Genomic DNA, 14,344 nt, shown 5'->3' on the forward strand with positions numbered 1-14,344 from the left:
CTATTCCGCCACACGCACCGACTTGTTGCTCGCCGCCTCCGACCATTCGCCGACGACGCGGTCGAGGTCGCAGAGATTCTGGTGCATCTGCTCCAGCGAGAAGCCGAGCGCGAAGAAGCGCTCGGCGGTGTCGCTCGCATGGCCGCGAATCAGCCCGTCCTGGCGCACGGCGGCAACCGCGTCGGAATAATGCTGGAGCGCGACGTGGACGGGATGGATCGGCGGCGCGCCGGCGCCTTCCCGCAAGGCGCTGGCTGCCGAACGCAAGAAGCGGGCGATCGCGGTCGACACCTCCGTCAGCGGAGCAGCAAGGCGCATCTGCACCTCGACCGGCAGCGGCACCACGGTGGCGCGGCCGATCATCACGACGTCATGGCGCAGGCGCAGGACGGTGCGCAACAGCGGGCCGGTGTCGGGCCCGCTCGACAGAAGCGCGGCGCGCTCGCGTTCGGCCTCAGCGCCGATCGCATTCATGCCGACCATCGCGGTGCCGATGCCGTCCTGGATCCGGTGCAGCGCGTCATTGTCGCGGCCGCGGGTGAGACCCGCGAGCAGCTCGGTGAAGGCGTCCGCAATCAGCTCGAGCAATTGTGCCGCCGCGGCGCGAATCTGGCGCACCGCACGCGAGGGCAGCACCAGGAACGACACCAGCAATCCCGTGACCGCGCCGACACCGACCTCGCTGACGCGGTCGATCGCCGACGCCATCGGATCGGAATGATGCATGGTCGGGACCAGCAGCACGATCACGGCCGTCACCGTGGCCGCGCTGAGGCTCGGATTGATCGCGGCGATGAAGGCGAGCGGGGCGACCGACAGCACCAGGAGGCCCAACAGCCCCGCTTCGCCGGAATAGGGGATCAGGATCGCGATGGCGCCGCCATAGATCGCGCCGCCGATGGTGCCGAGCATGTAATCGCGCGTCGCCTTCAGCGAGCGGCCGACGCTCATCTGGGTCACGATCAGCGCGGTCAGGACCGCCCAAAGCGGCAGCATCAGATGCAGCGCGGTGGCGAGCGCATAGGCCGCGGTCGCCGCGACCGTGACCCGGATCGCGAGCCCCAGTTGCGTTCGCCGCGACCTGATCCGGTCAAGCAGCTCCTTTGCGAATGTCATCGTCTGAAGTCCCGATCCGCTCGAGGCCGGGCAAAAGCATGGCTGATGCCCGCGGCCGCAAGGCCGCTTGAAAGGCCAAATCAGCCCGCCTAACTTGCGCGCCAAAACGAGGAAACACGATGGCTCACGAAACCGCAACGCTCGCCGCCTATGTCTTCAATCTGAAATACCAGGATATTCCGGCGGAGGTGCTGGAGCGCGCCAAAGTGCTGACGCTGGACTTCCTCGGCAGCGCGATCCGGGCACGGCGCGAGGCCGAATCGACCCCGTCGATGCTGAAGATGCTGGAAGCGCTGGCGCTCGACACCAAGGGCGAATCCACCGTGTTCGGCGATGCCAAGACCTGGACGCCGGCGGTCGCGGCGCTGCTCAACGGCGCGCTCGGCCATTCCCTCGATTTCGACGACACCCACGCCGATTCCTCGCTGCATCCGAGCGCGCCGGTGATCCCGGCCGCCTTCGCCGTCGGCGAGATGGTCGGCGCCTCGGGCCGCGACGTGCTGACCGCGATCGTGGCGGGCTATGAGGTCTGCTGCCGGCTCGGCAACGCGCTCGACCCGACCTCGCATTACGCGCGCGGCTTCCACCCGACGGCGACCGCCGGCACCTACGGCGCGGCCGCGGCGGCCGGCAAGCTGTTCGGCCTGTCCGAGCAGCAGCTCATTTCAGCCTTCGGCGTCTCCGGCAGCCAGGCGGCGGGCTCGCTGCAATTCCTGGTCAACGGCGCCTGGAACAAGCGCTACCAGGTCGGCGCCGCCGCGATGAACGGCGTGATCGCCGCGACGCTGGCGCGCAACGATTTCGTCGGCGCGACGGAATCGGTCGAAGGCAAGCACGGCCTGCTCGCCGGCTACACCGACGACGCGCATCCCGACAAGGCGGTCGCCGAGCTCGGCAAGAGCTACGAAACCATGAAGATCGGTGTCAAACCTTATCCGAGCTGCCGCTACACCCATGCGGCGATCGACGCGCTGATCGCGATGCGCCGCGAGCACAATCTGACGCCGGACCAGGTCAAGCGCGTCGAGATCGGCCTGCATCGCAACGGCATCACGCTGACCGGCGATGCCGCCACCAAGCGGCATCCGCGCTCGATCGTCGGCGGCCAGTTCTCGATGTTCTTCACCGGCGCGCTCGCGCTCGACCAGGGCTCGTTCGGCTGGGACGACTACAATCGCCTGGGCGATGCCGCGATCGACGCCCTCGCCGACAAGTTCGACGTGGTGCAGGACGACCGGCTCGAGATCGGCCGCACCCATCCGTTCGGCGCCCGCGTCAGCATCACCACCGATGACGGCGTGCACGAGCGGCTCTATGCCGATCCCTCGGGCGAGCCAACCTCGTTCCCGGATGCGGCGGCGATGCAGCAGAAGTTCCTGACGCTGGCGCGCCCGGTGCTGAACGCGCGCGCGGAGAAGTTTGCGGACGCGATCATGACGCTGGAGCGGTTCGACCGCGTCGCGCAGGCGACGGAATTGGGAAGGTAGTAAACTATCGCCGCGATGGCGGTGCACCCTCGCCCCTTGTGGGAGAGGGTGGATGCGCGAAGCGCAGCCGGGTGAGGGGTTCTCTCCGCGAGTCCCACTCTCGTTTGAATGCGCGAAGAGAACCCCTCATCCGGCGCTTCGCGCCACCTTCTCCCACAAGGGGAGAAGGAAGAGGAGCTCGCGGCTCAATCCACGCCCGCCAGCTTCCCTTTCTCGCGCATCGCCGCCACCACATCGCGCACGAGATCGAACACGCCGTCCGCTTCCGGCGGCCCATTCGGCGAGCGGCCGAGCCGCACGATCACCAGCTGCTCTGACGGGATCACGATGGTGTATTGCCCGATCGTGCCCTTGGCAAAGAAGGCATCGCGCGGCCAGCCATGGGCGACGCGGAAGTTCGCGCCAAAGCTGTCGCCCTGGTTGGTCCAGAAGCCGGCGCCGATGCCGACCCAGGCATTTGGCGTCGCCGTCGCCGAATATTTCACCCAACCCTCCGGCAGGATGCGTTTGCCGCCGGCGAGGCCGTCATTGAGATAAAGCTGGCCGAAGCGCGCCCAGTCGCGCGCGGATGCGAGCATCTCGCTCGACCCTTCGATCGTGCCCGAGCCATCGAGCTGCAGCGTGACATGGCCCATGCCGAGCGGGGCGAACAACTCGCGGCGCGCAAAGCGGAGCGCGCCTTCCGCCGTGCCGCCGGCCGCATCGCGGATCAGATGCGAGAGGACCAGCATGTTGCCGTCGTGATAGTTCCACGCCGCACCGGGCGCGGTAGCAAGCGGGATGCTCTCGGCATAGGCCGCCATGTCCGATTCCATGAACTTCATCCGGTTGACCGGCTCGAAGGCCGAGCCGAGCGAGGCCTGCAGCGAGCTGCCAAGTGCAAGGCCGGCGGTGTGACGCAGCAGCTGATCGACGGTGATGGCATGACGCGGATCATCAGGATCCTTCCAGGCCGCGACCGGCGCGGGTCCGTCGAGCTTCAGCTTGCCCTGGCGCACCAGCACGCCGATCAGGGCCGAGACCACCGATTTCGTCATGGAGAAGCCGAGCAGCGGCGTCTCCGGTCCAATGCCGTCGGCATAACGCTCCGCGACGATGCGGCCCGACCTCATCACGACCACCGCACGGGTGCGCCGATAGGGCGGCTGCGCCGGCTCGGCGAAAGCGCGGTCGAGCGCAGCGGCAAGCGCGGGGCTTTGCGGCGGCACGATCGCGGGGCCGGCGATCTCGGGCAGCAGTGCGGGCTGCCTGTCGGTCGCGGGCGGGTCGACGGGGACGATTCCCGCGCCATGGTCGAGCGTGCAGCCCAGCCCTTCGCGATAGACGGCACGGCTGCGGCCGATGCCGAACAACGTCACCGTGACATCCTTGCGAACGCGGTCGACCCGGGTGTCCATCGCCCATGTGATCAGCCCGGTCCCGGGCATCGCGTCATTGGTCTCGGCAAAGTTGCGCCGCGGATCGAGGCCGGAGACGAACGTCTCCGCGCACAGGACGTCGGCGACGAAGCCGGTGGCGATCTTCGGGACGTCACGGGCCCGCGCGACTCCGAGCGCGAGGCCGGCGCAGGCGATGGTGGCGGCGAGGAGGACGATGTTGCGGCGGCGGGTCACTGGCTCTCTCTGGCTTAGGATGCGTGCCGGGAGGAAGCAGGAGCAGGCGGCGAAGGGCTCGCCGGATTTGGAAAGCGGCCTGCTCGGAATTGGACAAGAGCTGGCCGATTCCGGAATAGCGCTGTTATTTCAAGGTGCTACGGCAATGCCCGGCGCAACGCCGGCCTTCAGCCGCCGATACTCGGTCGGCGTCACGCCCGTGACCGCCTTGAAGGCGCGGTTGAACGGGCCGAGCGACTGGAAGCCGGCGTCCATGGCGATGGTGATGACGGGGACCTCGGCCTGGGCGGGATCGGCGAGCGCCGCCTTGGCCTCCTCGATGCGGTGATTGTTCAGGAACACATTGAAGTTGCGATAGCCGAGGCGCTGATTGATCAGCCGGCGCAACCGGTATTCCGGAATCTTCAGCCGGCCTGCCAGCACGCCGATCGTGATGTTCTCCTGGCGATAGATCCGCTCGTCCGCCATCAGCCGCATCAGGGCATCGATCAGCCTCTGGTCGGCGGATTCGTCGACCGGTGCGGGCTGGGCCAGAACCGCCGGCGCGGCCACCGACGCCTGAAACAGATCGGCGCCATCGACGCGCAACATCGTAGCGGCAATGGCCGCGATGACGCCGGCAAGCACGCCCGTATTGATCGCATCGGCGACAGCGCCGACGTCGCTGCCGGCGACGGCGATCTGGAGAACCGCATTCAACCCGCCATAGAGCGCGGCTGCGCAGACGATGAAGATGCGAACGCGCCGGCGGCGCTCGACCAAATCAGCCGGCCACGAGGCAATCGTCTGCCCGATCGCAAGCGCGATGAAGCCGAGCACGATCAGATTGACGATCGTCACGGAAAACCGCGCGTGGCCGCCCGGCGCGATCCAGACGCAGCCCGCGAAGCTGAAGGCCGTCACCAGCGCCCACACCGATCCGTGCCACCTGCGCAGGCGAAATTCATCGTCGAACAGCGCGCGCGTGAACAACCAGAACACCACGATGTTGCCGGTCGACAGCGCGATCAGCGGCGCGTGCCAGGCGGGAATCAGCGACGTGACGCCGACCGAATAGCTCGCCGCATGCGCGGCCGAGCCGAGCGCGAAGGCCGCGCCAAGGCGAGCCGCCAGCACGTGGCGGAAGCCGGAGAGCAACGACGCCACCAGAACCAGCAGCAGCGCGACGCTGGCGGCGCGAAAGGCGAGCTCTGTTGCGGCAAGGGTCATCGGCTGCTGCGATCAGTCGCGGTTGGAAGCATCCGAACATCCTTTGTTGCGCCGGCTTTTTCAAGGACCAACCGTCCATCTGGGTTAGCGGCGTTCGCCGCGACGGCACCACAGAATCCTGCTACGATCGGCACAACAAGACCAAAAGGAGTCCCTCATGAGCTGGCAGCCCTCGAACGATCCCGTGCTCGGCGATCCCATGTCCTGCGACGCGCTCGATCTCGTCATCGTGCCGCGCACGCGCGATCTCGGCGACGGCTTCGCGGTCCGGCGCGCGCTGCCGCACGGCAAGCGGCAGATGGTCGGCCCGTTCATCTTCTTCGACCATTTCGGGCCGGTGCAGTTCGTCTCCGGCAAGGGCATGGACGTGCGACCGCATCCGCATATCGGGCTTGCCACCGTCACTTACCTGTTCGACGGCGCGATCATGCATCGCGACAGTGAGGGCAATGTCCAGGAGATCGCGCCGGGGGCGATGAACCTGATGACGGCCGGACGCGGCATCGCGCATTCCGAGCGCACGCCGGATGCGCAGCGCGCCTCGGGCCAGCAGATGCTGGGCCTGCAGAGCTGGATCGCGCTGCCGACCGGGTCGGAGGAGATCGCGCCCTCGTTCCAGCATTACGGCGCGGGCGATCTGCCGATGATCTCCGAGCGCGATTTCACCGCACGCGTGATCGCGGGCTCCGCCTTCGGCATTGCCTCGCCGGTATCGATGGTCTCCCCGTGGTTCTACACCGAGGTCACGGCAGTCGCGGGCGCCACCGTGCCGCTCGATCCTGATCATGAGGAGCGCGCGATTTACGTGGTGGAGGGCGAGGTCGAGATCGCGAACGAGCGCTATGAGGGGCCGCGGCTCCTGATCTTCCGGCCCGGCGACCGCATCACCGTGAAGGCGCTGAAGGCGACGCGGATGATGTTTCTCGGCGGCGATGCGCTGGAGGGGCCGCGCCATATCTGGTGGAATTTCGTCTCCTCCAGCAAGGAGCGGATCGAGCAGGCCAAGCAGGACTGGAAAACCGGCCGTTTCGCCGCAGTTCCGCAGGAACATGAGTTCATTCCGCTGCCGGAATAGGCTAATCCGGTTTCCGGCCGCGCCATCAGGTGCGGCCGGATGCTCTGCCTGAAGGCCTTGTCCGCGAAAGCTTTACCGATGACCACCATGCTCTCCAGCGACCTGCCCCTGACCAAGATCGGACGCGGCAAGGTGCGCGATATCTACGCCGTCGACGACGACCGACTGCTGCTCGTCACCACCGACCGCATCAGCGCCTTCGACGTGGTGATGGGCGAGACCATCCCGATGAAGGGCGCAGTGCTGACGCAGATCAGCGCGTTCTGGTTCAACGAGCTCGAAGGCGTGGTGCCGCATCACATGATCAGCGCGGACACCGACGAGATCATCGCGGCCGTGCCGGCGTTGAAATCGCACCGCGCCGAGATCCTCGGCCGCGCCATGCTGTGCAAGCGCACCACCGTATTCCCGATCGAATGCGTGATCCGCGGTTATCTCTCGGGCTCGGCCTGGAAGGAGTACGCGGCCTCAGGCACGCTCGCCGGCGAGAAGCTCAAGGCCGGCCTGGTCGAGAGCGAAAAGCTGGAGCCGGCGATCTTCAGCCCGGCGACCAAGGCCGAGACCGGCCATGACGAGAACATCACCATCGCAAAGATGCGCGCGGTCGTCGGTGACGAGGACGCCTACACGCTGGAGAGCATGACGCGCGCGATCTACACGCTCGGCGAGGAGCTGGCGCGCGAGCAGGGCATCATCATCGCCGACACCAAGTTCGAGTTCGGCCGCGACAAGGACGGCCGCATCATCCTGATCGACGAAGTCATGACGCCGGATTCGTCGCGCTTCTGGGCGGTCGATTCCTACAAGCCCGGCCAGCCGCAGGCGAGCTTCGACAAGCAGCCCTTGCGCGACTATCTCGACGTCGAGCGCCGCGCCGGCCGCTGGAACGGCGACGCTCCGCCGCCGCCGCTGCCGGCAAGCGTGGTGGAAGCGACCAGCAAGCGATATCTGGAAGCGTATCGGCGCGTGACCGGAACGGAGCTGAAGATTTAGCTTTCACGCAGCCGTCGCGGCGCAACGCGCGTGGTCTCAAGCGTCCGACGACACGGTGTGTTGGGCAAGGATCGATCGATGACCGGCCTCAGCGCCGGGGCGTGCGATCGGCATCCAGAGCCAGTAGCAACTCGGCAACCCGGTTGGCGGACGCCGTCCATTCCGCGAGCTTGGCATAATTGTCCGTGAACCAGTTGAAGGCGGTCTGGACAACGACGAATGCTGCCGACGCCTGAACCACTTCGCCGAGCGTCATGGTGTCGTCGAGGTACTTGGGCAGGCAAAGCAGCAGGCCGACCACCGGCGTCACCAGCAGACCCGAATAAGTGACCAACGTCATCCGCATCAATTGCCAGCAGTAGATCCGCCAGATCGCAATCACGGCTTTCAAGGCGGCGCCGACGGCGTGGCGGCTATTTATGCCGGCCTCCGGCACCACCTTGCCTTCGCGGGTCTCGCGCACATGGGTTCCGATCGCCCGCAACTCGGCTTCCATGCGCTTGTTCTCCTCGATGACCCGGGTCAGCCGCCCGGCTGTCAGCCAGATGCCGATCGCCAGCAGCGCGGAATACGCGATCACCGCGAGGACGAGGTAACCGGGAATCGCAAAGGCGATGCCGTCGAACGCAATCTCGAGGCTGCCACCGACCGACCATAGCAACCCGACGAAGGTTGCGATCGTAAGCACCGATTGAAGCAGGCCGGTGACCAGATCGATCGGGAGGTCGGTCGCAACCCTGGCGTCTTCGGCAATGCGATATTCCGGCGCCTCGTGATGTCCCTCGATGGCGCTGCGCCCCGGACCACGATCGTCCGTCAGCCAGTCGCTATAGAGGCAATTGCTCAGCCACTCGCGCCACGAACGCTGCAGGGTCATCCGCGCCCACACCGAGAACACGGTCAAAGCGATGCTCGCCGCGGCCAGCGGCACAAACCGAACTGCCTGGTACAGCAGCTCAGCCTGATCCTTCCGGCCGATGGCGTTGAAGAAATCCCGGTTCCAGAAGTTCAACCCGTACTGCGTCAGGAGTTGCAGGACGACGTTGACGATCAACGCGACCACCAAGAGCCACGCTGTCCAGGCGGTTGGTCCGCGCCAGTATCCCGAGGCGCTCTGCCAGAAGCGGCCGAGAAGTTGCTTTTCACCCCGGGCTAAAGAGGTACTCATCAGCATGAGCTGAGCCGCAAATCCTGCGCGCGCGCCACCCCTATGGTGCCGCACGCGCCAAATTAGGCGGTCTTGCCCGAAGCCGTTTGACCTGCGTCAAGCGATGCTGGCGGCTACACCCCCGCCATCATCACGTATTTGATCTCGACATATTCTTCCATGCCGTGACGCGAGCCCTCACGGCCGAGGCCGCTTTCCTTGACGCCGCCGAACGGCGCGACCTCGGTGGTGATCAGGCCGGTGTTGACGCCGACCATGCCCGATTCCAGCGCTTCGGCGACGCGCCAGACGCGGCCGATATCGCGGGAGTAGAAATACGAGGCCAGGCCGAACGGCGAGGCGTTGCACATCGCGATGACGTCGGCCTCGTCCTTGAAGCGGATCACCGGCGCGAGCGGACCGAAGGTCTCCTCCTGCGACACCAGCGAATCCGGCTTGACGTCGGCCAGCACGGTCGGCTCGAAGAACGAGCGGCCGAGCTCGCTGCGCTTGCCGCCGGTCACGACCTTGGCACCGCGCTTGACGGCGTCGGCGATGTGGCGCTCAACCTTGTCGATCGCCTTCATGTTGATCAGCGGGCCTTGCGTGACGCCGCTCTCGGTGCCGTCGCCGACTTTCATCGCCGCGACCTTTGCCGACAGCTTCTTCACGAACTCGTCGTAGATCTTGTCCTGGGCGTAGATGCGGTTGGCGCAGACGCAGGTCTGGCCCATGTTGCGATATTTCGAGACGATGGCGCCCTCGACCGCGGCGTCGATGTCGGCGTCGTCGAACACCACGAAGGGCGCGTTGCCGCCGAGCTCGAGGCCAAGCCGCTTCACGCCGACTGAGGCCTGCTGGTAGAGGATCTTGCCGACCGCGGTCGAGCCGGTGAAGCCGACGAAGCGCACCGCCGGATGCTCGCACAGCACCTTGCCGATCGGCGGCGCGTCACCGGTGACGATGTTGAGCACGCCCTTGGGGATGCCGGCCTTCTCGGCCAGCACCGCGAGCGCCAGCGCCGACAGCGGCGTCTCGTTGGCGGGCTTGAGCACCACGGTGCAACCGGCCGCGAGCGCCGGGGACACCTTGCGCGTGATCATCGAGTTCGGGAAATTCCACGGGGTGATGGCGCCGCAGACGCCGATCGGCTGCTTGATCGCGAGCAGCCGCGCATCGGGCCGCTGGCTCGGAATGGTCTCGCCATAGACGCGCCTCGCTTCCTCGGCGAAGAATTCAATATAGGCAGCGCCGATATCGACCTCACCAAGCGCCTCCGAGAGCGGCTTGCCCTGCTCCGAGGTGAGGATCAGCGCGAGGTCCTCGCGGTTGGCGATGATCAGCTCGAACCATTTGCGCAGGATGTTGGAGCGCTGTTTGGCGGTGTGCTTGGCCCAGGCCGGAAACGCGCGCTGAGCGGCTTCGACCGCCCTGGTGGTCTCGTCCGCACCGAGCTGCGGGACCTTTGCCAGCTCGACACCGGTCGCGGGATTGTTGACGGCGAACACCGGCGTGCCGACCCAGGCCCCGTCGATGTAGCAGGCCTCCTTCAGGAGCGAGGGGTCCTTCAGCCGGTCGCGCAGGGTGGCGGTGGCTTGCGGGGCGCGTGCGGCGGCGGTCGGTGTCATGGCGTACTCCCTTAGGCAATCGGACTTGGGGCGATCGGATCGGCCCGGAATATAGGGGCAAGCGGTACCGAATGCACCGCCCCGTAACGCACATCTGCTGATAGCCAAGTCGGGAGCGGCTGGTTCTTCACCTCTCCCGAGGGGAGAGTTCGATTTGCGCAGCAAATCGGGTGAGGGGGTGTGGTCCCACGAGAGAGCGTAACCCCTCACCCGCGCCTGCGGCGCGACCTCTCCCGATGGGAGAGGTGGCCACCGCGAACGCGGAAGCAGATACTGTCAGCGGTTACGCCGCGCCGCTCATATAAGTCTCACGGCGGCCGATCATGCGCTCCGCGGCCGCCTTGGCGTCGGCCTTCGTGGACGTCGCGCAGGTCCGGTATTCGAGATCCGGGACATGAGACGTGTCGCGGCGGCCGAACCATGACTTCGAGCCAACCGGCAGCAGCGCCAGCGCCTGCGCCAGATTGTCCACCGCCCCGAAGGAGTAGAGTGCGCCGGTGCCGGCTACGCGGACCTCGTAGATCCCAGGCGAAATCGGCGCCTCCAGGTTCTCGCCCCGTCCGGGACGGGGATAGCGCTTCCATTCGCTCCAGGTCGAAATCATCTAAGGTCCCCCTCGCCGCCCATCCACGGCCGGCAACATTTGCATCAAGTCTTATCGGCTCGTCGATCGGGCCGAGTGCTGAACGCGGCAGCTCACGAAATGTTTCAAGGGCTCGAGAACCGCGAAGCCATCGCGTGAAACCCATCCAAGGTGAAGCGAGGCACGTCGATCCACCGCAGATTGCAAAAGAGCGTAGGCGCTCAGCCGCGTTGTCGTCCTGCGCTAGATCAAGATCGTCAAGTCACGACATCGCGACCGGTGCCGGTCCACAGATGCGCTTGCCGCGCCGGACATCCGGGAGGACAATTGATCGCTTCCAACAATAATCAAACCCGAGGAAACGCCATGCAAAGCAAAGCTGAGATCGATGAGATCCTGCGTCAGAAAAGCGAGGCCAAGGAGATCCCTGGCGTCGTCGCCATCGCCGCCAGCGGTAACGACGTGCTGTATCAGGGCGCGTTCGGAAAGCGCGATCTGTCCAAGCCCGATCCGATGACCGCCGACAGCGTGTTCTGGATCGCCTCGATGACGAAGGCGGTGACGACAGCGGGCGCGATGCAGCTGGTCGAGCAGGGCAAGCTGTCCCTGGATGCGCCAATCGGTGAGGTATTGCCCGATCTTGCCAATCCGCAAGTGCTTGAAGGCTTCGATGCCAAGGGCGAGGCGAAGCTGCGGGCGGCCAAGGGGCCGATCACGCTGCGCCAGCTCATGACCCACACCGCCGGCTTCTGCTACAATATGTGGAACGGCGATCTCGCGGTCTATCTGGACAAGCACGGCATTCCCGCCATCACCACCTGCCAGAACGCGGCGCTGAAGACCCCTGTCATGACCGACCCCGGCACGCGCTGGGAGTACGGCACCAACATCGATTTCGTCGGCAAGGCGGTGGAAGCCGTCAGCGGCAAGCGGCTGGACGCCTATTTGCGCGACAATCTGTTCAACCCGCTCGGCATGAGCGACACGGCGTTCAAGATCACCGAGAGCATGCGCAAGCGCCTCGTCGGCATGCATGCGCGCGGCGAGGACGGCCAGCTGGCATCGATTCCGTTCGAGCTCGAGCAGGAGCCGGAATTCCACATGGGTGGCGGCGGCCTGTACTCGACCGCGGCGGACTACATCAAGTTCACCCAGATGATCCTCAACAAGGGACGCGGCAACGGGAACCAGGTGCTGAAGGCCGAAACCGTCGCGACGATGGGGCAGAACCACATCGGCGATCTCGCCATGGGCAAGATGACCACGGCGGCGCCGATGTACACCAACGACGTCGATCTCTACCCGGAGCAGGTGAAGAAGTGGGGCCTCAGCTTCATGATCAACACCGCCAAGACCGCCGAAGGCCGCAGCGCCGGCAGCCTCGCCTGGGCGGGCCTTGCCAACACCTATTACTGGATCGATCCTGCCCGCGACGTCACCGGCGTGATCCTGATGCAGTTGCTCCCGTTCGCCGATGCGAAATGCCTGGAGGCGTTCGCGGGATTCGAGCGCGGCGTCTATGCCGGGCTCGATGCTGCCGGAAGCGGGCAGAAGGCGGCGTGAGTGAGGGCTCTCACCACCCGTCATGGCCGGGCTTGTCCCGGCCATCCACGCCTCGCCCCACGACACGTAGAACGTGGATGCCCGGGCCTTCGCCGCGCCGAAGCGGCTTCGGCCGCGCAGGCGGGACAAGCCCGGGTATGACGACCGAGGGTGCCGCGCCGACTATTTTTGACGAGGGGGTTTAGATTTGATGGACGACTTGACTGACCAAGCGGACAGTTACGTTTGCGGCATCTCGGACACGCCGCTGCTCGGCGACACCATCGGTCGCAGCCTCGACCGTGCGGTCCGGCGCTGGGGCAATCGCGAGGCGCTGGTCTCGCCCAGCCACGGCGTTAGATGGACCTGGAGAGAATTCGCCGAGCGGGTCGACGCGCTCGCCGCGGGCTTTCTCGCGCTGGGGCTCGAACGCGGGATGCGGATCGGCATCTGGTCGCTGAACCGGCCGGAATGGACGCTGACCCAGTTCGCCGCAGCCAAGGCCGGCCTGATCCTGGTGACGATCAATCCGGCCTACCGCCTCAGCGAGCTGGAATTCGCGCTGAAGAAGGTCGGCTGCGCGGCGATCGTCACCGCCACCGCGTTCAAGACCAGCAATTACATGGAGATGCTCAACACGCTGCTGCCGGAGCTGGCGGGTGCCACGCCCGGACACTTGCGGGCGGCGCGATTGCCGGCGCTGCGGATGGTGATCCAGATCGGCGGCCCGGCGGCGTCAGGCACGATCCCGTTCGACGAGATCGCGGGGATGGGCCGGGCCGCGCATCGCAAACGGCTTGCCCAGCTCGGCGCTGTCCTGCAATTCGACGACCCCGTCAACATCCAGTTCACCAGCGGTACCACGGGATCGCCGAAGGGCGTCACGCTGACCCACCACAACATCCTCAACAACGGCTATTTCACCGGACGCGCCATGCGCCTGACCGAACAGGACCGCATCTGCATTCCGGTGCCGCTCTATCATTGCTTCGGCATGGTGATGGGCAACCTCGCCTCGGTCACGCTCGGCGCAACCATGGTCTACCCGGGCGAGGGCTTCGATCCGCTCGCGACGCTGCGCGCGGTCGAACAGGAGAAATGCACCGCGCTGTACGGCGTGCCGACCATGTTCATCGCCGAGCTCGACCACCCCGAGTTCAAGACATTCGATTTGAAGTCGCTGCGCACCGGCATCATGGCCGGCGCGCCCTGCCCGATCGAGGTGATGAAGCGCGTCAACACCGAGATGAACATGCGTGAGGTCACCATCGCCTATGGCATGACCGAGACCAGCCCGGTCAGCTTCCAGAGCGCAACCGACGATCCGCTCGAGCGGCGCGTCTCCACCGTCGGCCGCATTCACCCGCATGTCGAGGTCAAGGTCGTCGACCTCGAAGGCCGGATCGTCAAGCGGGGCGAACGCGGCGAGCTCTGCACCCGCGGCTACAGCGTCATGCTCGGTTATTGGGAGGAGAAGGAAAAGACCGCCGACGTGCTCGACGCCAATGGCTGGATGCACACCGGCGATCTCGCCACCATCGACTCCGCCGGCTATTGCAACATCGTGGGCCGCATCAAGGATCTGGTGATCCGCGGCGGCGAGAACCTTTATCCGCGCGAGATCGAGGAGTTTCTGTACCGCCACCCCAAGATCCAGGACGTGCAGATCTTTGGCGTCGCGGACACCCGTTACGGCGAGGAGCTCTGCGCCTGGATCCGCGTCAGGCCGGGCGAGACGCTGACCGCCGAAGAGGTGCGCGCCTTCTGCGACGGCCAGATCGCCCACAACAAGATCCCGCGCTACGTCGAGTTCGTCGACGAGTTTCCGATGACCGTGACGGGCAAGATCCAGAAATTCGTGATGCGCGATGCGGTGGAGCAGCGGCTGGGGCTAAAGGCGGCGAAGACGGCGTGAGGGGTTGAGTGCTCTCCCTACACGATGGCTGTCATT

The 14,344-nt window shown here is 66.0% G+C and carries 11 protein-coding genes; 5 read left to right on the forward strand and 6 right to left on the reverse strand.

Annotation, left to right across the window (positions count from 1 at the left end; translation table 11 throughout):
• Complete coding sequence (locus tag DCM80_RS12530) at nt 1-1,116, reverse strand: aromatic acid exporter family protein (protein ID WP_257197244.1); 1,116 nt, start codon at nt 1,114-1,116, stop codon at nt 1-3.
• A gap of 119 nt (nt 1,117-1,235) precedes the next feature.
• Here DCM80_RS12530 and DCM80_RS12535 point away from each other — a divergent pair, with 119 nt between their 5' ends.
• Complete coding sequence (locus DCM80_RS12535) at nt 1,236-2,603, forward strand: MmgE/PrpD family protein (RefSeq protein ID WP_257197245.1); 1,368 nt, start codon at nt 1,236-1,238, stop codon at nt 2,601-2,603.
• A gap of 185 nt (nt 2,604-2,788) precedes the next feature.
• On the opposite strand, the gene DCM80_RS12540 is transcribed toward DCM80_RS12535, so the two are convergent.
• Entirely contained in the window at nt 2,789-4,216 is a 1,428-nt protein-coding gene (locus DCM80_RS12540; protein ID WP_257197246.1) for a serine hydrolase, read from the reverse strand.
• A gap of 129 nt (nt 4,217-4,345) precedes the next feature.
• A complete protein-coding gene (locus DCM80_RS12545; RefSeq protein WP_257197247.1) occupies nt 4,346-5,425 on the reverse strand; it encodes a helix-turn-helix domain-containing protein in 1,080 nt (359 codons plus the stop codon).
• Nucleotides 5,426-5,582: 157 nt separating this feature from the next.
• Between DCM80_RS12545 and DCM80_RS12550 the strand changes: the two genes are divergently transcribed.
• Nucleotides 5,583-6,500, forward strand: coding sequence for a pirin family protein (locus DCM80_RS12550; protein WP_257197248.1), 918 nt, complete (start codon nt 5,583-5,585; stop codon nt 6,498-6,500).
• Between the two features lie 78 nt (nt 6,501-6,578).
• Nucleotides 6,579-7,493, forward strand: a complete 915-nt coding sequence (locus DCM80_RS12555; RefSeq protein WP_257178970.1) for a phosphoribosylaminoimidazolesuccinocarboxamide synthase — start codon at nt 6,579-6,581, stop codon at nt 7,491-7,493.
• A gap of 88 nt (nt 7,494-7,581) precedes the next feature.
• On the opposite strand, the gene DCM80_RS12560 is transcribed toward DCM80_RS12555, so the two are convergent.
• From DCM80_RS12560 to DCM80_RS12570, 3 genes are all read right to left on the reverse strand, one after another.
• Nucleotides 7,582-8,667 carry an SbmA/BacA-like family transporter gene (locus tag DCM80_RS12560; protein ID WP_257197249.1) on the reverse strand — a complete coding sequence of 362 codons (1,086 nt, stop codon included), beginning with the start codon at nt 8,665-8,667 and terminating at the stop codon, nt 7,582-7,584.
• 107 nt (nt 8,668-8,774) lie between these two features.
• Nucleotides 8,775-10,268: an NAD-dependent succinate-semialdehyde dehydrogenase gene (locus tag DCM80_RS12565; protein ID WP_257197250.1), complete on the reverse strand. Its 1,494-nt coding sequence runs from the start codon at nt 10,266-10,268 to the stop codon at nt 8,775-8,777.
• A 283-nt stretch (nt 10,269-10,551) separates the two neighbouring features.
• The gene (locus tag DCM80_RS12570; protein WP_027572396.1) at nt 10,552-10,872 is read right to left on the reverse strand and encodes a hypothetical protein; all 321 of its coding nucleotides are present in this window, start codon (nt 10,870-10,872) and stop codon (nt 10,552-10,554) included.
• Nucleotides 10,873-11,217: 345 nt separating this feature from the next.
• Here DCM80_RS12570 and DCM80_RS12575 point away from each other — a divergent pair, with 345 nt between their 5' ends.
• Together DCM80_RS12575 and DCM80_RS12580 are read left to right on the forward strand one after the other, a co-directional pair.
• The gene (locus DCM80_RS12575) at nt 11,218-12,414 is read left to right on the forward strand and encodes a serine hydrolase (RefSeq protein ID WP_257197251.1); all 1,197 of its coding nucleotides are present in this window, start codon (nt 11,218-11,220) and stop codon (nt 12,412-12,414) included.
• A 199-nt stretch (nt 12,415-12,613) separates the two neighbouring features.
• Nucleotides 12,614-14,308 (forward strand): AMP-binding protein, encoded by a 1,695-nt coding sequence (locus DCM80_RS12580; RefSeq protein WP_274069667.1) that lies wholly within the window; start codon nt 12,614-12,616, stop codon nt 14,306-14,308.
• Nucleotides 14,309-14,344 lie beyond the last annotated feature (36 nt).

The organism is Bradyrhizobium sp. WBOS08 (assembly GCF_024585125.1).
Lineage (GTDB): Bacteria > Pseudomonadota > Alphaproteobacteria > Rhizobiales > Xanthobacteraceae > Bradyrhizobium > Bradyrhizobium japonicum_B.